The sequence below is a fragment of the Burkholderia sp. Ax-1720 genome, assembly GCF_011753035.1.
GTDB lineage: Bacteria > Pseudomonadota > Gammaproteobacteria > Burkholderiales > Burkholderiaceae > Burkholderia > Burkholderia gladioli.
On the sequence record NZ_VWWK01000062.1, the window covers coordinates 1 to 17463 of the forward strand.

Genomic DNA, 17463 nt, shown 5'->3' on the forward strand with positions numbered 1-17463 from the left:
CGCCAGCAACCAGGCGCCGCGGCCGGTCGGCGCGGCACCCAGGCGCGCCGCGTAACCCAGCGCGTCGAGTGCCGCCCGCACCTGGCGACACAAGGAAGGCAGCCCACCGAACAGGCGCAGGCTCGGGCCGACATCGACGATCAGCGTCGCCTCCTCGTCGAGCGCGACCGAGGGCGAGAAGCGCAGCAGCGCGATCGCGACCGCGCGCAACGCATCGGCCTCGCGCGCGAGATCGCGCTCGACGAGCCGCGTCTCGGGCGCCAGCGTCAGCACGCCGCCGCGCTTCATGCCGGGGCGCACGCCGCCGGCACGGGCCGTGGCATCCGCCATCAGCACCACGCCCTGCTCGAGCACCGCGCTGCCCACGCCGTCCTCAGACGGCGGTGCGCACACGTCGAGCGGCAGGCGCGGCAGATGGATGCCGAGCAAGACGCGCATAACGACCCTCCACGATCGGCGACGGCAAGGCCAGCTCGAGCGGTGCCGCCGCGGCCGGCCCGCGGCGCTTGACGATGTCGATCGTCACGCCGCCCGGCACCGGCTGCAGGGCGAGCCGCAGCACGGCCGGCGAGGGCTGCCGCGCGGCCGCGAGCGGACGCAGCATCACGAACAGCGTGTCGCCGGCACGCGCGGCGGCCAGGTGCAGGCGCCGCAGCACGTCGGCGGGCGCGGCCTCGACCTGCCAGAACAGCAGCGCGCCACAGCATCCCGTCTTCAGCGATTGCTCGGCTGCCCACAGCGCATCGCGACGATTCCCTGTGCGTAACCACAGCAGTGCATCGAGCGGCACGCCGAGTTCGGCCAGCGCCGCCGCGTGCGGTGGATGCGGCGGCGCGACCAGCGCCAGCGGCCGCGACTCGGCCACCGTGCCGGCCAGCCCGGGCGCGAGCAGCCTCATCTCGCCGCAGCCCGCATGCGGCACCAGCAGCTCGACCAGCCCGCCCATCGGCCAGCCCCCGCCCGGCAATTCGGCCGACAGCGCCGGATAACCCGTCGCGATCGTGCGCGGGCCGCCCCGGGCGAGCTGGGAGCCTCGCCAGAGAGACGGATGCAGCGATTCGAGGGGGATGGGAGACGCAGACATTGGGCGGACGATTACTGTACGTTTATACAGTATAGGGGAAGCCGCCCGGCCTCGTACAGATTTCGAGATGGAAAGCCCGAAGGGCCGGAACCCATCACGCCACAAACGACGAAAGGCCCCGCGGGGCCTTTCGAGAAGAAACGATGGGTCGAACCGACGCTTAGAACGACGGGACCATCGAACCCTTGAACTGCTTGTTGATGTAGTCCTTCACTTCCGGCGACTGGTAGGCGGCCACCAGCTTCTTCACCCAGGGCTGGTTCTTGTCCTGGGCACGCACGGCGATCAGGTTCGCGTAGGGGCTGGTCAGCGATTCCAGCGCGATCGCGTCCTTGGTCGGCTGCAGGTTCGCGGCGATCGCGTAGTTGGTGTTGATCACGGCCGCGTCGACGTCGCCGAGCACGCGCGGCAGTTGCGCCGCATCCAGCTCGGTCAGCTTCAGCTTCTTCGGGTTGCTCGCCACGTCGAGCACGGTCGCGTTGTTGCCGCCCGTGCCGGCGCCGGCCTTCAGCTTGATCACGCCCTGCGCCTGCAGCAGCAGCAGCGCGCGGTTCTCGTTCGACGGATCGTTCGGCACCGCGAGCTTCGCGCCTTCCGGCAGGTCCTTCAGCGACTTGTACTTCTTCGAGTAGACGCCGATCGGCGAGATGTAGGTCAGGCCCGCGCTGACCAGCTTGTAGCCGCGCTGCTTGACCTGGCTGTCGAGGTAGGGCTGGTGCTGGAAGCTGTTCGCGTCGAGGTCGCCCGAGTCGAGCGCGGCGTTCGGCTGCACGTAGTCGTTGAACTCGATCACCTTCACGTTCAGGCCTTGCTTCTCCTTGGCGACCTTCTGGACCACCTGCCAGACCTGCGCGTCCGGGCCGGCGACCGTGCCGACCTTGATCACCTTGTCCTGCGCCTGCGCGCCGAGGGAAAGGCCGAGAGCCGCGCTGGCCGCGACGGCGGATACCACCTTGAAGAGATTGCGACGCTTCATCTGTTGTTCTCGCTTGCTGTAGTGCTGTTGCCGTACCGATTGGATCGAAGGAGCGGCGCGGCTCGTGGCTGCCCGCCCCCAAAGACTGCGCATGGTGTCACAGGATGCAGGCCAAGTGAAATACATCCCGCTCATATGGGTATGCACCGCAACGGGGAAGGCCCGCGCGCTGTTCAGGGCCGGGCCGCCGTGCTAAAAACGCTTCGGCGCGGCACCCGATGAACGCGCCGCTTCCGCACAGGACCTCGCATGTACGTGATCGACATCCATTACATCGCGCCGCTCGAGCGCGTCGACGCCGCCCTCGACCGCCATCGCGCCTATCTGCAGGTGCAGTTCGAGAACGGCGTGTTCATCGCCTCGGGGCCGAAGGTGCCGCGCGACGGCGGCGTGATCCTCGCCGCGCGCATCGAGCGCGAACGGCTCGACGCGATCCTGGCGGCCGATCCCTTCGTGATCGAGGGGCTCGCCACCTACACCGTGATCGAATTCAAGACCACCCGCGTGGCCGCCGGGCTCAACCTGCCCGCGCTGCCCTGAGCGAGGCGCTCGCCGTTCAGCCGAGCAGCAGCTTGAGGTCGTGCACCCACGGCCCCGGCCCTTGCCCGTCACGCACGAACAGGCGCAGCTTGCCGTCGGGATCGAACACGTAGCTCGCAGCCGTGTGGTCCATGGTGTAGCTGCCCGGCGTCTTGCCGGCCGCTTTCGCGTAGTAGATCCGGAAATCCTTGGCGACCTGCCTGAGCTGCGCATCGTCGGCGGGACGCAGCGCGATGAACGAGGGATCGAAGGCGGCCACGTACTGGGCGAGCAGCGGCGCCGTATCGCGCTCGGGATCGAGCGTCACCAGCAGCACCTGCACGCGCTTCGCCTCGGGGCCGAGCTGCTGCATGGCCTGCGCGAGCTCGGCCAGCGTGGTCGGGCAGACGTCGGGGCAATGCGTGTAGCCGAAGAACAGCACCACCGCACGGCCCTTGAAATCGGCGAGCGTGCGCAGCTTGCCCGAACTGTCGGGCAGCGAGAAATCCTTGCCGAACTGGGTATTGCCGGTAATGTCGAGATTCTGGAAGGCAGGCTGCTGGTCGCAGCCGGCCAGCCCGCCCGCGAGCAGCAGGGCGCCCGCGCAGGCGGCCAGCCAGCGACGCCGCGAGAACCGGGAAGCGAGGCTCACGTGCGCAGTCAGAAGCCGAGCAGCGGACGTGCGTAGTGGTCCACCAGCAGCGCGGCGAACAGCAGCGACAGGTAGACGATCGAGTAGCGGAACGCGCGGCGCGCGAGCGCATCGGAGTAGTCGACATAGACCTTCCACGCGTAGGCGAGGAAGATCGCGCCGAGCACCACCGCGCTGGCCAGGTAGACCACCCCGCTCATGCCCGAGATGAAGGGCATCAGCGTCACCGCGAACAGGATCACGGTATAGAGCAGGATGTGCAGGCGCGTGAACTTCTCGCCATGCGTGACGGGCAGCATCGGCAGGCCCGAGTTCTCGTAGTCCTTGACGCGATAGAGCGCGAGCACCCAGAAGTGCGGCGGGGTCCAGACGAAGATGATCAGCACCAGGATCCAGGCGTCGCCGGGCACGCTGCCCGTCACCGCCGCCCAGCCGAGCGCCGGCGGCATCGCGCCCGAGGCGCCGCCGATCACGATGTTCTGCGGCGTGGCGGGCTTGAGCAGCAGCGTGTAGATGACCGCGTAACCGACGAAGGTGGCGATCGTCAGCCACATCGTCAGTGCATTGGTGAAGGTGTAGAGCGTCCAGGCGCCCGCGCCGCCCAGCACCGTCGAGAAGGCCAGGATCTGCGGCGTGGTGATCTCGCCGCGCGCCGAGGGGCGCCAGGCGGTCCGGCGCATCTTCGCGTCGATCTTCTGTTCGACCAGGCAGTTGATCGCGAACGCGGCGCCGGCCAGCAGCCAGATGCCGACGGTGCCGCCGATCAGCACGCGCAGCGGCACCATGCCCGGCGTGGCGAGGAACATCCCGATGACCGCGCAGAACACCGCGAGCTGGGTGACGCGCGGCTTGGTCAGCGCGAAATACTGCGACAGGCGGCTGCCGGGGGACTGGGAAAGCGTGGATTCCATGTGCGTGGGGCGTCAGGCGGGCGCGATATCGCGCGCGGGGAGCGCGACGCGGCCGGGACGACTTGAAAGGATTCGAAAGTTTAACATGACCAGCAACAGCAGCAGGATCGCGGCGCCGCCGTTATGCGCCACCGCGACCGGCAGCGGCCACTGCAGGACGATATTGGTCAGGCCCGTGACGAACTGGACCACCACCACCAGCAGCACGCCGTCGGCGGGCCGCCGCAGCGAGGCATAGCGGCGCATGCGCCAGGCGAAGGCCACCAGGTAGGCGATCACCACGAAGGCGAAGGTCCGGTGGGTCCAGTGGATCGCCACCAGCGCGTCCTGGGTGATCACCTCGCCGTCGGCCGACATGCCCAGCGCGCGCCACAGGTGGAAACCGTGCGCGAAATCCATCGGCGGCACCCATTGGCCGTTGCAGGTCGGGAAATCGGTGCAGGCGAGCACCGCGTAGTTGGTGCTGACCCAGCCGCCCAGCGCGATCTGCACCACCAGCAGCAGCAAGGCGGCCAGCGCGGCGGCGCGATGGCGCCCCGCCTCAGGCTCGTGGGCGGGCAGCGGCGTCATGCGCGCGGCCAGCCAGCCGAGCGCGCCCAGCAGGCTGAGCCCGAGCAGCAGGTGAATGGTGACGATCACCGGCTGCAGCTTCATGGTGACGGTCCAGGCACCGAACGCGCCCTGCACCAGGATCAGCAGCAGCAGGCCGGTGGGCCACCACGGCGACACCGACAGCGGCCGGCGCCGCGCGCGCGCCACCCAGGCGATCAGCACCTGGGCGATGATCAGCACGCCGATCGCCATCGCGAAGTAGCGGTGGATCATCTCGATCCATGCCTTGCCCATGCTGACCGGGCCCGAGGGCATCGCCAGGTGCGCGGCCGAGATCGCCGCGTGCGCGACGAAGGGTGAGGAGGTGCCGTAGCAGCCGGGCCAGTCGGGACAGCCGAGCCCGGAATCGGTCAGGCGCGTGAAGCCGCCGAACATCACGAGGTCGAGCGTGAAGAAGGTCGTCATCCAGACGAGCTTGCGGAACTTGTCGTCGTCGGCCTTCACCCACACGTAGGACAAGGGCAGCAGCGCGATGGTCAGGCCGATCAGGCCCAGTTGCAGTAGGTACATCCCGGAATTCTCGTTGAGCCGCGGCCGCCGACCGGCCTCAGCCGATGCTCGACCACTTGAGCAGCTTCGTCATGTCGTTCTTGATCTTGCTGGGGTCGGGGTCCTTCGGGAAACGCATCATCAGGTTGCCGCTCGGGTCGACCAGATAGATGTGATCCCGTGCCTGCGTGCCCTTGTCGGCCGGCAGCCAGGCCTCGACCGCGGCGGGATCGACGATGAAGCGCCGCGTGTCCGGATAGGCGGCGAGGAGCTTCGCGTCGACGCTGCCGGCATCGCTGCGCAGCCAGACCATGGTGATCCGCTGCCGCTCGCCGCCCTGCGTCGCGCGTACCTGCCGCATGAAGTACAGTTTCCGGGCGCACGCATCATCGCACAAACTGCCGTTTTCCATCACCAGCAGCCAGACCCCGCGCAGCGAGGCAAGCGCCACCTCGCGGCCGCTTTCGTCGGTGCCGGTCAGCGTCGGCGGGATCGGCCTTTGCGGATCGATCAGCGCGCCATAGTTCGTGGAGCCGCCACGGGGCTTGATCACGTAGTAGGTGAAATAGGACGCGATGACCGGCGCCGCGCAGATCAGGAACAGCGCGAGCACCACCCAGCGGCCACGTTGCCAGGAGCCTTTCTGCGACGATGTGCCGCGCCCTGGATGGGCCGGCGCGGGACGGGATGACTGGGTCGACACGGGGTTCCTCTTCATATCAATCATGGCGGGGCGGCCGGCGTTCGCGCACCTCAGGCCGGGCCCGAGGAAGCTTCACGCGACGGTTTCCTGGCCGCGCGGCGTGCCGCGTAAAGCCCGAAACCGGCAGCGGCGGCGGCCATCGCCCACCACTGCACCATGTAGCCGTAGTTGCGGCCGACGTCCTGGGTCGGTTGCGGCCAGTCGCGCACCAGGCCGTCGCCGCTGTCGCTGGTCTGCTGGATCACATAGGGCTGTAGCGGCAGCCCAATCTCGCGCGCATAGGCGGCCACCCCCAGGTTCTGGCGAATCCGCTGATGCGCGGCCGAACCGCCGCTGCCGAGCTCGAAGGCGCGCGAGGCATCGGCGCGCGCGATGCCCTCGATGCTCACCTCGCCGCCCGGCGTCGTGAACGGCGCGATCGCCGTGCGATCCGAACTGTTGCGCGGCAGCCAGCCGCGATTGACCAGCACCGTGCCGCCGTCGGCAAGCCGCATCGGCATCACCACGTAGAAACCGGGCTGGTCTCGATAGGGGCGATTGTCGAGGAACACGGCCTGGTCGGGCAGGAAACGGCCACTGGCCCGCACGCGACGAAACTCGACCGCCTTCAGGACCACCGGCGCCGAACCCGCCACGAACGGGGTCGCATGCTCGTAGCGCAGCACGTTCGCCTCCAGCGCCTCCTTCTGATGCGCGCGATCGCGCTGCCAGAAGCCGAGCCGCACGGTCAGCGCGATCACGGCGAGGATCAGCAGCGCGGGCAGCCAGCGCAGCTTCATGTTCGGACTCCGGAACGATCCCGCGCGCGCGAGCGAAGTGAGATAATCCCCGGGTCATCGACGCCACGCCGCTCAACGGCCAGTTCCATGCACATCCTCGTTCCCATCGCCTTTGCGCTGATCCTCGCGAGCCTCGCCTCGGCCCTCTATTTCATGATGCACGACCGGGGTCAGACGAAACGGATGGTCTGGTCGCTCGCCACGCGTGTCGGCCTGTCGATCTCCCTGTTCCTGTTCATCCTGTTCGCGAACTGGATGGGCTGGATCCATTCGACCGGCATCCCGCTCGGCCGCTGAGGCGACCTCCCTCGTTCTCCATCCCGCTCCTGCAGCGGGCCGGCACGTTCATGCCGGCCGCGGCCCTGCCCGCCGCCTAGGACAGCCAGTACACCACCACGTAAAGCCCCAGCCACACCACGTCGACGAAGTGCCAGTACCATGCCGCGCCCTCGAAGGCGAAATGGTGATCGGGCTTGAAGTGCCCGCGCAGCATCCGCACCAGCACCACCGTCAGCATGGTGCCGCCGAGGAACACGTGGAAACCGTGGAAGCCCGTCAGCAGGAAGAAGGTCGAGCCGTAGACGCCCGAGGCCAGCGTCAGGTTCAGCTCGTGATAGGCGTGGAAATACTCGAAGCCCTGCAGGAACAGGAAGGACACGCCGAGCACGATGGTGGCCGCCAGCCAGGCGATCGCCTTGCGGCGGTGATCCTCGCGCAGCGCGTGGTGCGAGACCGTCAGCGTCGCGCCCGAGCTCAGCAGCAGCGCGGTGTTGATGGTCGGCACCGGCCACGGGCCCATGGTGCGGAAGTGCCCGGCCAGCGCCGCCGGCCCCTCGTTGGGCCAGACCGCGCTGAAGTCCGGCCAGATCAGCCGGTAGTCGAGGCTGCCGAGCTGGTGCATGGCGATCTCGCGGGCATAGAACAGCGCCCCGAAGAAGGCGCCGAAGAACATCACCTCGGAGAAGATGAACCAGCTCATGCTCCAGCGATACGACTTGTCGACGCGCTGGCCGTACATGCCGCCTTCCGATTCGGAGATCGCGTCGCCGAACCAGTGGTAGAGCACGAACAGCACCCACAGCAGGCCGAGCACCACGGTAATCGGCGCCCAGCCGTGGCCGTTGATCCAGAGCGCCACCGAACCGAGCATGACGAGCAGGCCGAGCGCCGCGCTGATCGGATGCCGTGACGGATGCGGTACGAAGTAGTACGGGATTTCGTTATGACCGCTCATGCTTGATTCTCCATTTCAGTCCTGTTGTTTCCGGAATGCTCCGGACCGCCTCGCGTCCCTGTCTCATGTCCCGGCCTCATGCCTGCCCCGCCGAGCTAGCCGACCACCGCATGCACCACCAGCAGCAGCACGCCGATGAACAGCGCCGCCGCGATCAAGGCCGCCAGCAGCACGTGCAGCGGATTGAGCGACTGCGCGTCCGCCTCGAGGTCGCTGCGCTTGCGCACGCCGAAGAACGACCACATCACCGCCTTCAGGGTCTTGCCGATCGAACCTTGCGCCATGACGTCTCCCGCCTGCCCTCGTGACCGCGCCGCTCACACGCCCGGCTTGGCCGGCGCGCCCGCCGCCACCGAGGCCGGCGTATTCAGTTCGAAGAACGTGTAGGACAAGGTGATGGTCTTCACGTCCTTCGGCAGCGCCGGGTCGATCACGAACACCACCGGCATCCGTCTCGACTCGTTCGCCTTCAGCGTCTGCTGCGTGAAACAGAAACACTCGATCTTCTTGAAATACTCGGTCGCCTGCCTCGGCGCATAGCTCGGGATCGCCTGCGCCACCACCGGGCGGCCCTGGCCGTTGGTGACGTCGTAGACCACCGTCATCACCTCGCCGGGATGCACGTCGAGGCTGCGCTGCTCGGGCCTGAAGCCGAGCGGGCCGCGCGCATTGGCGTCGAGCTCGACCGAGATGGTGCGGCTCATGTCGACCTGCGTATTGCGCGCCTCGCGCGCGCTGACGTCGCGCTGCACCAGGTTGTTGATGCCGGTGACCTGGCAGATCGCGCGATAGATCGGCACCAGGGCGAAACCGAATCCGAACATCAGGGCCGCCACCACCACGAGCTTGAGCAGCATCGCGCGGTTGAACAGGCTGTCGGCATCGGCAAGCGGTTTCGACATGGTGAGGAATCCTCTCCGTCAGGCGATTACGTCGGCGTCATGAGGTCGAAGCGATCCACTGGTTGACGACGGCGATGGTGAAGAAGGCGGCGACCACGGCCAGCAGGATCAGGCCGAGACGCCGGTTGCCCGCGCGGATCTGCGCGGGGGTGCGTGCTGCCGGGCTACGGTTGCGGTTCATCGGCTCGGGCGCCTCGGGCGCTGGGTTGGGCGCCGCCGCCCGGGCCGGGCGACCAGCGCGTGTGCTGCGTCAGTCGACCGTCGGCGGGTTCTCGAAGGTATGGAACGGCGCCGGGCTCGGGACCGTCCATTCCAGGCCGATCGCGCCGTCCCAGGGCTTGTCGGCCGCCTTCTCGAGTTCGCCGCCGCCGCGATAGGCGGGCAGCGCGACCGCGAACAGGAAGTAGACCTGGGCCAGGCCGAAGCCGAACGCGCCGATCGTGGCGATCTGGTTGAAGTCGGTGAACTGCGCCGGGTAGTCGGCATAACGACGCGGCATGCCGGCCAGGCCGACGAAGTGCATCGGGAAGAAGGTGACGTTGAAGAAGATCATCGACGCCCAGAAGTGGATCTTGCCGCGCATCTCGTTGTACATCCAGCCGGTCCATTTCGGCGACCAGTAGTACCAGCCCGAGAACAGCCCGAACAGCGAACCCGCCACCAGCACGTAGTGGAAGTGCGCCACCACGAAGTAGGTGCCGTGGTACTGGATGTCGAGCGGCGCCATCGCCAGCATCAGGCCCGTCAGGCCGCCGAACGTGAACACGAACAGGAAGCCGATCGCGAACAGCATCGGGGTCTCGAAGCTCAGCGAGCCGCGCCACATGGTGGCCACCCAGTTGAACACCTTCACGCCGGTCGGCACCGCGATCAGCATGGTGGCGTACATGAAGAACAACTGCCCGGTGACCGGCATGCCGGTGGCGAACATGTGGTGCGCCCAGACCATGAACGAGAGGATGGCGATCGAGGCGGTGGCGTAGACCATCGAGCTGTAGCCGAACAGCGGCTTGCGCGAGAAGGCCGGGATCACCTGCGAGACGATCCCGAAGGCCGGCAGGATCATGATGTAGACCTCGGGATGCCCGAAGAACCAGAAGATGTGCTGGTACATCACCGGGTCGCCGCCGCCGGCCGCGTTGAAGAACGAGGTGCCGAAGTGGCGATCGAACAGCACCATGGTGATCGCGCCGGCCAGCACCGGCATCACGGCGATCAGCAGGTAGGCCGTGATCAGCCAGGTCCAGGCGAACATCGGCATCTTCATCAGCGTCATGCCGGGGGCGCGCATGTTGAGGATGGTCACCACGATGTTGATGCCGCCCATGATGGACGAGGCGCCCATCAGGTGGACCGCGAAGATCGCGAAGTCCATGCCCGGGCCCATCTGCGTGGACAGCGGCGCGTAGAGCGTCCAGCCTGCCGCGGTCGCGCCGCCCGGCGCGAAGAACGAGCCCACCAGCAGCACCGCCGCCACCGGCAGCAGCCAGAAGCTGAAGTTGTTCATGCGCGCGAAGGCCATGTCCGAGGCGCCGATCTGCAGCGGCACCATCCAGTTCGCGAAGCCCACGAAGGCCGGCATGATCGCGCCGAACACCATGATCAGCCCGTGCATGGTGGTCAGCTGGTTGAAGAACTCGGGGCGCATGATCTGCAGGCCCGGCTCGAACAGCTCGGCGCGGATGCCGAGCGCCATCACGCCGCCCGACAGGAACATGACGAACGAGAACAGCAGGTACAGCGTGCCGATGTCCTTGTGATTCGTCGCGAACAGCCAGCGTCGCCAGCCATGCGGAAGCTCGTGCGCGTGATCGTCGTGCGCGTGTCCCGCGGTTACGTCGTGTCCAATGCTAGACATGGATGTCTCCTGATCCGTATTCCGATTGACGTCGACCCAGACGACGAACGATCCGTCAGGCAGCCGGCCCGATTTCGACGCGGCGTGCTTCCTTCGCGTCGGCGCCGCCGGTGATCGTCTGCGGCTTCTTCAGCACGATGCGATCCTCGGCCACGCCAGCGGCCTTCAGCGCGTCGCGCACGGCCTGCGCGCGATGCTTGGCGAGTTCGGCATTGGCCGAGGCCGAACCGGTCTTGTCGGTGTAGCCGGACAGCGCGAGCCTGGCGTCCGGATGCGCGCTGGCGTACTGCGCCGCCGCATCGATCGCCGCCTTGGCATCGCCCGGCAGGTCGCTCTTGTTGGTATCGAAGTAGATGGTGGCCGGCAGCGCGGCGGCCTGGGCCCCGGCATTCGAGCCCGCATCCGAGGCGGCGGCAGCCGGCGCCGATGCCTCGGCGGCCGATGCGCCTGCCGCCGGCGCGGCCGCGGCCTGCGTGCCGCCGCCCTCGGGCATCTTGCCGTTGCGCGCGTCGGTGACCTGCCGGGGTTGCAGCACGTCGCCGGTATGGTTGCCCCAGGAATTGCGCTCGAAGGTGATCACCGAGGCCAGGTCGACGTCGGACAGCGAGGCCCAGCTCGGCATCGCGCCCTTGCCGTGCAGCACGATGCTGACGTGCTCGGCGATCGGGCCGTTGGCGATCTTGCTGCCGTCGAGCGCCGGGAACGCGCCCAGGCCCTTGCCGTTGGGCTGGTGGCAGGCCGCGCAATTGGCCTTGTAGACCTCCTCGCCGTGCGCGATCAGCTCGGCGCTGGTCCAGACCTTGTTCGGATCGAGCACGGTGGCGGCCGCCTTGGCCTTCTCGTCCTTGACCCACTTGTCGTAGTCCTCGGCCGACACCACCTTCACCACCACCGGCATGTAGGCGTGCTCCTTGCCGCACAGCTCGGTGCAGAAGCCGCGATAGGTACCGACCTTCTCGGCCTTGAACCAGGTATCGCGCACGAAGCCCGGGATCGCGTCCTGCTTCACGCCGAAGGCCGGCACGTACCAGGAATGCACCACGTCGTTGGCGGTGGTGATGATGCGAACCTTTTTATCGACCGGCACCACCAGCGGGTTGTCGACTTCCTGCAGGTAGGTGTCGCTGATCGGCTGCTGGCCGTTCACCTCGCTGCGCGGGGTGGTCAGCGTCGAGACGAAGCTGATGCCCTCGCCCGGCCCCTTCACGTAGTCGTAGCCCCATTTCCACTGGTAGCCGGTGACCTTCACGGTCAGGTCGGCATTGGTGGTGTCCTTCATCGCCACCACCGACTTGGTGGCCGGCAGGGCCATCAGCACCACGATCACGAACGGCACGATGGTCCAGATGATCTCGACCGTGGTGCTCTCGTGGAAATTGGCGGCCTTGTGGCCGCGCGACTTGCGGTGGGCGAAAACCGAATAGAACATCACGCCGAACACGCCGACGAAGATCACCGTGCAGAGGATCAGCATCATGGTGTGCAGGTCGTACAGTTCCTGCGCGATCTTCGTGACGGGGGGCTGGAGGTTGATCTCGTTGACGCGGGGGCCGCCCGGGCTATCGCCGACGGCCAGTGCCGCACCGGACGCGATGAGTCCGCAGACTGCCAGCAAACCAGTGAGGGCGCGCTTGATTGTTTTCATGGCTTCCTTACCCAAAATTGTCATTCCTACCCTCCCCGCCGCCGGCAGCTCGCGGCGGCCGCCTCGATCAGCCGCAACGCATCAACCACAGACGCAACTCGCGAGCGAACTGGGCTCGCCGATGCTGCGCGAGATGCTGCCCGACCACGACGCTCTGCCCGCGTGACACGATCCGCACCGGATCGCGCGGCGTGAGCCCCGCCTCGACCCGCACCCAGCGCGGATTGAACTCGAGGCGCGTCATGCGCTCCGCACTCATCCGCTCGATCAGCAGCCGATGAGGAAACAGCCTGATACGTTCGTAATCGACTGCGTGACGCGCATACATGGCGAATGCAACGCCGACTGCCAGCAGCTCGACGCCGGTGAACGGCAGCACGAGCCAGGCACCGCGCCACGACAGCAGCACGGCGATCGCAAGCGAGAAAGCGGCCAGCGACGCGTAGCACGCGACGAACTGGCGCGGAGACACCGAACAATTGCGCTTGATGAGCCAGTCCATCAGAACTGTTTCGGTGTCCGTGAAACCCATCGTTCCATCCATCGCTGCCTCTCGCGATCGGCATCGAAGCTGGCCCGCATCGGCCTCTGCCGCCCTGTATTGTGGGACGCTTGCAGGACGGCAAACTGACGCATTATAGGCGTGAAAAACCGCATCCACAAGCAAGCGCCTATTGCCCGCAAACCCAAGCTGGGCAAGCGTTCCAGCCATTTTATAAGGTTTTTCGGAGTCGTTTTCCAGTGCTAATTTCAAGCATAACGAAACCCCTCTTTACCGCGTCAAGGATTCTTGGGACGACCTCGCCCGATATCCTCGATCCGCACGATGCCATGGCCATCGGCGGTGGTGCGCGGCACGGCCTTCCAGGCGTGCCCGTAGATCACTTCGAACGTCAGCGCGATCGTGCCGTCGTCGCGGCGACGGGCCTCGAGCGCGTCCTTCAGGGCACGCAGCGTGCGCGCCGGCAGCCTCTCGCCGCCTTCGCGCGGGAACGGATAGGCGCCCCAGCGGCGCACGTCGGCCAACAGTGATTCGGGCGACTTGTAGGTGATGGTCAGCACTTCCTGGTCCATCACCGGGATTTCGAAGCCGCTTTCGACCAGCATGTCGCCGAGATCGTGCATGTCCACGAAGTCGATCACATGCGCGCGCGGCGCGCAATCGGTAACAGCCTCGGCTTCGGCATAGGCGGCACGCAATTCGCGCAGCGTATCGGGGCCCAGCGTGCTGAACATCAGCAGCCCGCCCACGCGCAGCACGCGTTGCCATTCGGGAAACACCAGGTCGGGGCGTGCATGCCAGTGCAGCGCGAGATTCGACCACAGGAAGTCGAAGGCCGCGCCGGCGAACGGCAGGGCCGCGAAATCGGCCTGCGCCAGGCGCGGGCCGCGCTGGCCCAGCGCCTTCGACAGCGTGGCCGGCAGGAAGCGCCGCCAACTGGTGTCGGCCGCCTCTTGCGTGGCGGCGCGCGCGAGCATCGCGGCGGATAGATCGATGCCGTAGACCGGCGCCTCGGGAAAACGCGCGCGCAGCAGCGGGAGATCGTCGCCGATGCCGCAACCGGCATCGAGCACGCCCGAGGGCGCCACCTTGATGTAGTCGAGACGCTCGCCCATGCGCTGCGCGATCTCGCGCGGCAGGAACGACACCGCGTCGAACGCGGTGGCACGGCGATCGAAGATCCGCCGCAGGTGCCGGGGATCATTGGCCGGACGGCCGGAAGGGGCGGAAACGGAGGACATGTCGGGCAAACTGGCGAAGTGCCCGAAGTATACTCGCTCGCCTCGCGGGCTTCAGCGCGGGCGGCCCTGACGGAGAAGCTCCATGCGGAAGCCTGGAATATTGCCGTGCAGCACGTCGCGCGGCCGTTTCGCGACAATACGCCGGGCCTGCGAACGGCTGCTCGTCGCTGCGTTGCCGAATCTCTGCCTGTTATGCGGCAATTCGTCACGCAACTTGATTTGCGAGGCCTGCGACATCGCATATTGGAACGAATCGCGGCTGCGCTGCCTGCAATGCGCGCTGCCGCTCGCGGCGGATCGCGCCGGCCAGGAAGCCCGCCTCGGCTATCGCTGCGAACGCTGTCGCACGGCACCGCCGCCGTTCGATGCGACGCTCGCGCTGGGCGACTACCGGCCGCCGCTCGACACGCTGGCGCTGGACCTGAAGTTCGGCGCGCGGCTGGCCGTCGGCAGGCTGTTCGGCGAACGGCTCGCGCGTGCCGCGGCCGACTTGCCGTCCGGCTCGGCCCGCGTGGACCTGGTGCTGCCGGTGCCGCTCGCGCGGCGACGCCTGATCGAGCGCGGCTACAACCAGGCCTGGGCGATCGCGCGGCCGTTCGCACGCGACCTCGCGGTGCCGGCAGACGCGCGGCGGCTGGCGCGAAGCGTGGATACCGCGCCGCAGTCGCGGCTCGACCTGGCCGCGCGGCGCGCCAACGTCGAGCACGCCTTCGCCCTGGGCGGCGAAGTGCGCGGGCTGCACCTGGGGCTGGTCGACGACGTGATGACCTCGGGCGCCACGCTCGCCGCGCTGGCCGCCTTGCTCAAACAGGCCGGCGCGCGACGCGTGACGAATTTCGTCGCGCTGCGCACGCCGCGCGATTAGGCCGGACGGCAAGCGATCTGCGCCAGATCGTTGCCGACGCATCGGCTTCGCCAAAGCGTGCATCGAGGTGACGATACGGTGACGCGTCGCCGCCGCGTCATGCAGGGACGATGTATGGAGTGCCGTCGAGACACCGCCGGCACGACTGCATGCAGTCGAGGAAACATTTCAAGCAACTGGAAACGCATATGTTCAACGTCGTACTCGTCGAGCCCGAAATTCCGCCGAACACCGGCAACGTGATCCGTCTGTGCGCCAATACCGGCGCGCGGCTGCACCTGATCGAGCCGCTCGGCTTCCCGCTCGACGACGCGAAGCTGCGCCGCGCCGGGCTCGACTATCACGAATACGCGCAGATGCAGGTGCATCGCGACTGGGATGCCTTCCTCGCCCAGGAGCAGCCGGACCCGGCGCGCCTGTTCGCCTTCACCACGCGCGGCTCGGGGCGCTTCCACGATCACGCCTTCACGCCCGGCGACTGGTTCGTGTTCGGCGCCGAGACGCGCGGCCTGAGCGAGTCCATGCTGGAACGCTTCCCGAACGAGCAGCGCGTGCGGCTGCCGATGCGACCCGGCAATCGCAGCCTCAACCTGTCGAATACGGTGGCGGTGGTGGTGTTCGAGGCCTGGCGCCAAGCCGGCTTCGAGGGCGGCGCATGATGCGCTGCCGCATCGATGGCAAGCAATCCCAAATGATCGCCCGGCCTCAGAGCCGGGCGAGTTCGGTCTTGTAGTGCCCGAGCATGGCCTCGTCGAAGCAGGCGAACACGATGCGCGTGAAACCGGCGCCCGGCAGCATCGACACCACGGTGCTCACCGCGATCTGGACCGCGATCTCGGGCGGGAAGCGATACACGCCGCAGCTGATCGCCGGGAACGCGAGCGAGGCGCAGCCCGCCGCGGCCGCCACCTCGAGCGAACGCCGGTAGCAGGAGGCGAGCTGCTCGGCCTCGCCGGACATGCCGCCGTGCCAGACCGGCCCGACCGTGTGGATCACGTGCCGCGCCGGCAGATGGTAGGCACCGGTGAGCTTGGCATCGCCGGTCGCGCAGCCGCCCAGGCTCCGGCATTCGGCCAGCAGTTCGGGGCCCGCGGCGCGATGGATCGCGCCGTCCACGCCGCCGCCGCCGAGCAGGGACTCGTTGGCCGCATTGACGATCGCATCGAGCGCGAGCGTGGTGATGTCGACTACGCGCGCGTCGACACGGGTGGCACCGATCATGAGCATGCTGGCCTCCGCCGGGCAGGCGCCGGATAGTCGGGATAAGCGCAAGCGTAGACGCGATGCGGGCGGGGCGCCAGCCGAAGGGAAGCCCGGCCGGCACTTCGCGACGAACTCAAATGCCTCGCATTGGCGAAATTAAACGACGAAGCAAGACGATCGAAGGATATTCAGGAAAACGAGAAGAATCCCGCACCGACTCGGGCGACAGGCACGCAACACCCTCGCCCGCCCGAGCCAACACGCTCATTCGGCCTTGGCGTCGCGGCGCAGCAGCCCGCTCACGGCGTCGCGCGGCGCCACGCCGTCGAACAGCACGCTGCAGACCGCCTCGGTGATCGGCATGTCGATCGCCTGGGCTTGCGCGAGGCCCAGCACCGCGCGCGCGCAGCGCACGCCTTCGGCGACATGGCCGAGCGCCTGGAGAATCTCCTCGAGCGACAGGCCCTGCGCCAGTTGCTGGCCGACCTTGCGGTTACGCGACAGGTCGCCGGTGGCGGTGAGAATCAGGTCGCCGAGCCCGGTGAGGCCCGTGAAGGTTTCGGCGCGGCCGCCGAGCGCCACGCCCAGCCGCGACATCTCGGCCAGCCCGCGCGTGATCAGCGCGGCGCGCGCATTGAGGCCGAGGCCGAGCCCGTCGGCAATGCCGGTGGCGATCGCCAGCACGTTCTTGACCGCCCCGCCCACCTCGACGCCGACCACGTCGTCGCCGGTATAGATGCGCATCGCGCCATGGTGGAAAGCCTGCAGCGTGCGATCGCGGCAGGCCGCCGAGCCGCTCGCCACGGTCAGCGCCACCGGCAGCCCCTGGGCCACCTCGCGCGCGAAGCTCGGCCCCGACAGCACGCCATGGCTGGCATGGCCCGGCAGCGCCTCGGCGATCATCTGGTGCGGCATCAGCTCGGTATCGGGCTCGAAACCCTTGCAGACCCATACCAGGTGCGCCGGCACGCAGCCGGCATCGCGCATCGCCGCGCACATCGCGCGCAGCCCGGCCACCGGCGCGCCGATCACGCATAGCGCGTCGTCGGCCGCGCCATGCGCGAGCGCCGCCGCGAGCTCGGGCTCGCAGCGCAGCGCGGCGGGCAGCGGCACGCCAGGCAGATAGCGGGAATTTTCATGATGGGCATCGAGCCCGGAGAGGAGCGCGCGATCGCGCGCCCACAACAGCGTATCGTGCCGCGCGGCCAAATGCGCGGCGAGCGCGGTGCCCCATGCACCGGCGCCGAGAACAGCGACTTTCATACCCAGCACCGGTTCGTGGGACGCG

At 67.8% G+C, this 17463-nt stretch carries 22 protein-coding genes; 4 read left to right on the top strand and 18 right to left on the bottom strand.

Going from position 1 to position 17463, the window contains the following annotated elements:
- From F3J18_RS18800 to F3J18_RS18810, 3 genes are all read right to left on the bottom strand, one after another.
- A partial coding sequence (locus F3J18_RS18800) for a DNA polymerase Y family protein (protein WP_166913632.1) occupies positions 1-438 on the bottom strand: 438 nt, incomplete at its 3' end.
- A complete protein-coding gene (gene imuA / locus F3J18_RS18805; protein WP_166913633.1) occupies positions 374-1084 on the bottom strand; it encodes a translesion DNA synthesis-associated protein ImuA in 711 nt (236 codons plus the stop codon). The genes F3J18_RS18800 and imuA, both read right to left, overlap by 65 nt.
- 160 nt (positions 1085-1244) lie before the next feature.
- Entirely contained in the window at positions 1245-2060 is an 816-nt protein-coding gene (locus F3J18_RS18810; RefSeq protein ID WP_166913634.1) for a MetQ/NlpA family ABC transporter substrate-binding protein, read from the bottom strand.
- A 249-nt stretch (positions 2061-2309) separates the two neighbouring features.
- On the opposite strand from F3J18_RS18810, the gene F3J18_RS18815 reads away from it, so the two are divergent.
- Complete coding sequence (locus F3J18_RS18815; RefSeq protein WP_166913635.1) at positions 2310-2600, top strand: YciI family protein; 291 nt, start codon at positions 2310-2312, stop codon at positions 2598-2600.
- A gap of 16 nt (positions 2601-2616) precedes the next feature.
- Here F3J18_RS18815 and F3J18_RS18820 read toward each other — a convergent pair whose 3' ends face one another.
- Genes F3J18_RS18820 through F3J18_RS18840 form a run of 5 tightly spaced genes read right to left on the bottom strand, consistent with a single transcriptional unit; the run spans position 2617 to position 6725 of the window.
- Positions 2617-3231 (bottom strand): SCO family protein, encoded by a 615-nt coding sequence (locus F3J18_RS18820; RefSeq protein WP_017919477.1) that lies wholly within the window; start codon positions 3229-3231, stop codon positions 2617-2619.
- Between the two features lie 8 nt (positions 3232-3239).
- Entirely contained in the window at positions 3240-4142 is a 903-nt protein-coding gene (gene cyoE / locus F3J18_RS18825; protein WP_025097035.1) for a heme o synthase, read from the bottom strand.
- 12 nt (positions 4143-4154) lie between these two features.
- Complete coding sequence (locus F3J18_RS18830; RefSeq protein WP_166913636.1) at positions 4155-5264, bottom strand: COX15/CtaA family protein; 1110 nt, start codon at positions 5262-5264, stop codon at positions 4155-4157.
- A gap of 37 nt (positions 5265-5301) precedes the next feature.
- Positions 5302-5961: a cytochrome C oxidase subunit I gene (locus F3J18_RS18835; RefSeq protein WP_240154664.1), complete on the bottom strand. Its 660-nt coding sequence runs from the start codon at positions 5959-5961 to the stop codon at positions 5302-5304.
- A gap of 35 nt (positions 5962-5996) precedes the next feature.
- Entirely contained in the window at positions 5997-6725 is a 729-nt protein-coding gene (locus F3J18_RS18840) for an SURF1 family protein (RefSeq protein ID WP_166913637.1), read from the bottom strand.
- An 87-nt stretch (positions 6726-6812) separates the two neighbouring features.
- Between F3J18_RS18840 and F3J18_RS18845 the strand changes: the two genes are divergently transcribed.
- A complete protein-coding gene (locus F3J18_RS18845) occupies positions 6813-7022 on the top strand; it encodes a twin transmembrane helix small protein (RefSeq protein WP_013699452.1) in 210 nt (69 codons plus the stop codon).
- Between the two features lie 76 nt (positions 7023-7098).
- On the opposite strand, the gene F3J18_RS18850 is transcribed toward F3J18_RS18845, so the two are convergent.
- From F3J18_RS18850 to F3J18_RS18885, 8 genes are all read right to left on the bottom strand, one after another.
- Complete coding sequence (locus tag F3J18_RS18850; RefSeq protein ID WP_013699453.1) at positions 7099-7959, bottom strand: cytochrome c oxidase subunit 3; 861 nt, start codon at positions 7957-7959, stop codon at positions 7099-7101.
- 95 nt (positions 7960-8054) lie between these two features.
- Positions 8055-8243, bottom strand: a complete 189-nt coding sequence (locus tag F3J18_RS18855; RefSeq protein ID WP_025097040.1) for a DUF2970 domain-containing protein — start codon at positions 8241-8243, stop codon at positions 8055-8057.
- A 33-nt stretch (positions 8244-8276) separates the two neighbouring features.
- The gene (locus F3J18_RS18860) at positions 8277-8861 is read right to left on the bottom strand and encodes a cytochrome c oxidase assembly protein (RefSeq protein ID WP_013699455.1); all 585 of its coding nucleotides are present in this window, start codon (positions 8859-8861) and stop codon (positions 8277-8279) included.
- 37 nt (positions 8862-8898) lie between these two features.
- Positions 8899-9042 carry a cytochrome oxidase small assembly protein gene (locus tag F3J18_RS18865; protein WP_013699456.1) on the bottom strand — a complete coding sequence of 48 codons (144 nt, stop codon included), beginning with the start codon at positions 9040-9042 and terminating at the stop codon, positions 8899-8901.
- Between the two features lie 69 nt (positions 9043-9111).
- Positions 9112-10719 (bottom strand): cytochrome c oxidase subunit I, encoded by a 1608-nt coding sequence (gene ctaD / locus F3J18_RS18870; protein WP_013699457.1) that lies wholly within the window; start codon positions 10717-10719, stop codon positions 9112-9114.
- Positions 10720-10774: 55 nt separating this feature from the next.
- Positions 10775-12388 (bottom strand): cytochrome c oxidase subunit II, encoded by a 1614-nt coding sequence (gene coxB, locus F3J18_RS18875; protein WP_166913638.1) that lies wholly within the window; start codon positions 12386-12388, stop codon positions 10775-10777.
- Between the two features lie 43 nt (positions 12389-12431).
- Positions 12432-12908, bottom strand: coding sequence for a DUF2244 domain-containing protein (locus F3J18_RS18880; RefSeq protein WP_013699459.1), 477 nt, complete (start codon positions 12906-12908; stop codon positions 12432-12434).
- 236 nt (positions 12909-13144) lie between these two features.
- Positions 13145-14107 carry a methyltransferase domain-containing protein gene (locus F3J18_RS18885; RefSeq protein ID WP_205195482.1) on the bottom strand — a complete coding sequence of 321 codons (963 nt, stop codon included), beginning with the start codon at positions 14105-14107 and terminating at the stop codon, positions 13145-13147.
- 82 nt (positions 14108-14189) lie between these two features.
- On the opposite strand from F3J18_RS18885, the gene F3J18_RS18890 reads away from it, so the two are divergent.
- Positions 14190-14972, top strand: coding sequence for a ComF family protein (locus F3J18_RS18890; protein WP_166913640.1), 783 nt, complete (start codon positions 14190-14192; stop codon positions 14970-14972).
- 188 nt (positions 14973-15160) lie between these two features.
- The gene (gene trmL, locus F3J18_RS18895) at positions 15161-15631 is read left to right on the top strand and encodes a tRNA (uridine(34)/cytosine(34)/5-carboxymethylaminomethyluridine(34)-2'-O)-methyltransferase TrmL (protein ID WP_047836724.1); all 471 of its coding nucleotides are present in this window, start codon (positions 15161-15163) and stop codon (positions 15629-15631) included.
- A gap of 46 nt (positions 15632-15677) precedes the next feature.
- Here trmL and F3J18_RS18900 read toward each other — a convergent pair whose 3' ends face one another.
- Both F3J18_RS18900 and F3J18_RS18905 read right to left on the bottom strand, forming a co-directional pair.
- Positions 15678-16199, bottom strand: a complete 522-nt coding sequence (locus F3J18_RS18900) for an O-acetyl-ADP-ribose deacetylase (protein ID WP_025097045.1) — start codon at positions 16197-16199, stop codon at positions 15678-15680.
- Positions 16200-16439: 240 nt separating this feature from the next.
- Positions 16440-17438 carry an NAD(P)H-dependent glycerol-3-phosphate dehydrogenase gene (locus F3J18_RS18905; RefSeq protein WP_025097046.1) on the bottom strand — a complete coding sequence of 333 codons (999 nt, stop codon included), beginning with the start codon at positions 17436-17438 and terminating at the stop codon, positions 16440-16442.
- Positions 17439-17463: the final 25 nt, after the last annotated feature.

What these genes read in the sequence shown, in the direction of transcription:
- F3J18_RS18900 (WP_025097045.1), bottom strand. Translation starts at nt 16,199, where the DNA reads ATGCTCATGATCGGTGCCACCCGTGTCGACGCGCGCGTAGTCGACATC.
- trmL (WP_047836724.1), top strand. Translation starts at nt 15,161, where the DNA reads ATGTTCAACGTCGTACTCGTCGAGCCCGAAATTCCGCCGAACACCGGC.
- F3J18_RS18830 (WP_166913636.1), bottom strand. Translation starts at nt 5,264, where the DNA reads ATGTACCTACTGCAACTGGGCCTGATCGGCCTGACCATCGCGCTGCTG.
- F3J18_RS18850 (WP_013699453.1), bottom strand. Translation starts at nt 7,959, where the DNA reads ATGAGCGGTCATAACGAAATCCCGTACTACTTCGTACCGCATCCGTCA.
- coxB (WP_166913638.1), bottom strand. Translation starts at nt 12,388, where the DNA reads ATGACAATTTTGGGTAAGGAAGCCATGAAAACAATCAAGCGCGCCCTC.
- F3J18_RS18835 (WP_240154664.1), bottom strand. Translation starts at nt 5,961, where the DNA reads ATGAAGAGGAACCCCGTGTCGACCCAGTCATCCCGTCCCGCGCCGGCC.
- F3J18_RS18810 (WP_166913634.1), bottom strand. Translation starts at nt 2,060, where the DNA reads ATGAAGCGTCGCAATCTCTTCAAGGTGGTATCCGCCGTCGCGGCCAGC.
- F3J18_RS18815 (WP_166913635.1), top strand. Translation starts at nt 2,310, where the DNA reads ATGTACGTGATCGACATCCATTACATCGCGCCGCTCGAGCGCGTCGAC.
- F3J18_RS18855 (WP_025097040.1), bottom strand. Translation starts at nt 8,243, where the DNA reads ATGGCGCAAGGTTCGATCGGCAAGACCCTGAAGGCGGTGATGTGGTCG.
- cyoE (WP_025097035.1), bottom strand. Translation starts at nt 4,142, where the DNA reads ATGGAATCCACGCTTTCCCAGTCCCCCGGCAGCCGCCTGTCGCAGTAT.
- F3J18_RS18845 (WP_013699452.1), top strand. Translation starts at nt 6,813, where the DNA reads ATGCACATCCTCGTTCCCATCGCCTTTGCGCTGATCCTCGCGAGCCTC.
- F3J18_RS18860 (WP_013699455.1), bottom strand. Translation starts at nt 8,861, where the DNA reads ATGTCGAAACCGCTTGCCGATGCCGACAGCCTGTTCAACCGCGCGATG.
- ctaD (WP_013699457.1), bottom strand. Translation starts at nt 10,719, where the DNA reads ATGTCTAGCATTGGACACGACGTAACCGCGGGACACGCGCACGACGAT.
- F3J18_RS18905 (WP_025097046.1), bottom strand. Translation starts at nt 17,438, where the DNA reads ATGAAAGTCGCTGTTCTCGGCGCCGGTGCATGGGGCACCGCGCTCGCC.
- imuA (WP_166913633.1), bottom strand. Translation starts at nt 1,084, where the DNA reads ATGTCTGCGTCTCCCATCCCCCTCGAATCGCTGCATCCGTCTCTCTGG.
- F3J18_RS18865 (WP_013699456.1), bottom strand. Translation starts at nt 9,042, where the DNA reads ATGAACCGCAACCGTAGCCCGGCAGCACGCACCCCCGCGCAGATCCGC.
- F3J18_RS18885 (WP_205195482.1), bottom strand. Translation starts at nt 14,107, where the DNA reads ATGTCCTCCGTTTCCGCCCCTTCCGGCCGTCCGGCCAATGATCCCCGG.
- F3J18_RS18880 (WP_013699459.1), bottom strand. Translation starts at nt 12,908, where the DNA reads ATGGATGGAACGATGGGTTTCACGGACACCGAAACAGTTCTGATGGAC.
- F3J18_RS18890 (WP_166913640.1), top strand. Translation starts at nt 14,190, where the DNA reads ATGCGGAAGCCTGGAATATTGCCGTGCAGCACGTCGCGCGGCCGTTTC.
- F3J18_RS18840 (WP_166913637.1), bottom strand. Translation starts at nt 6,725, where the DNA reads ATGAAGCTGCGCTGGCTGCCCGCGCTGCTGATCCTCGCCGTGATCGCG.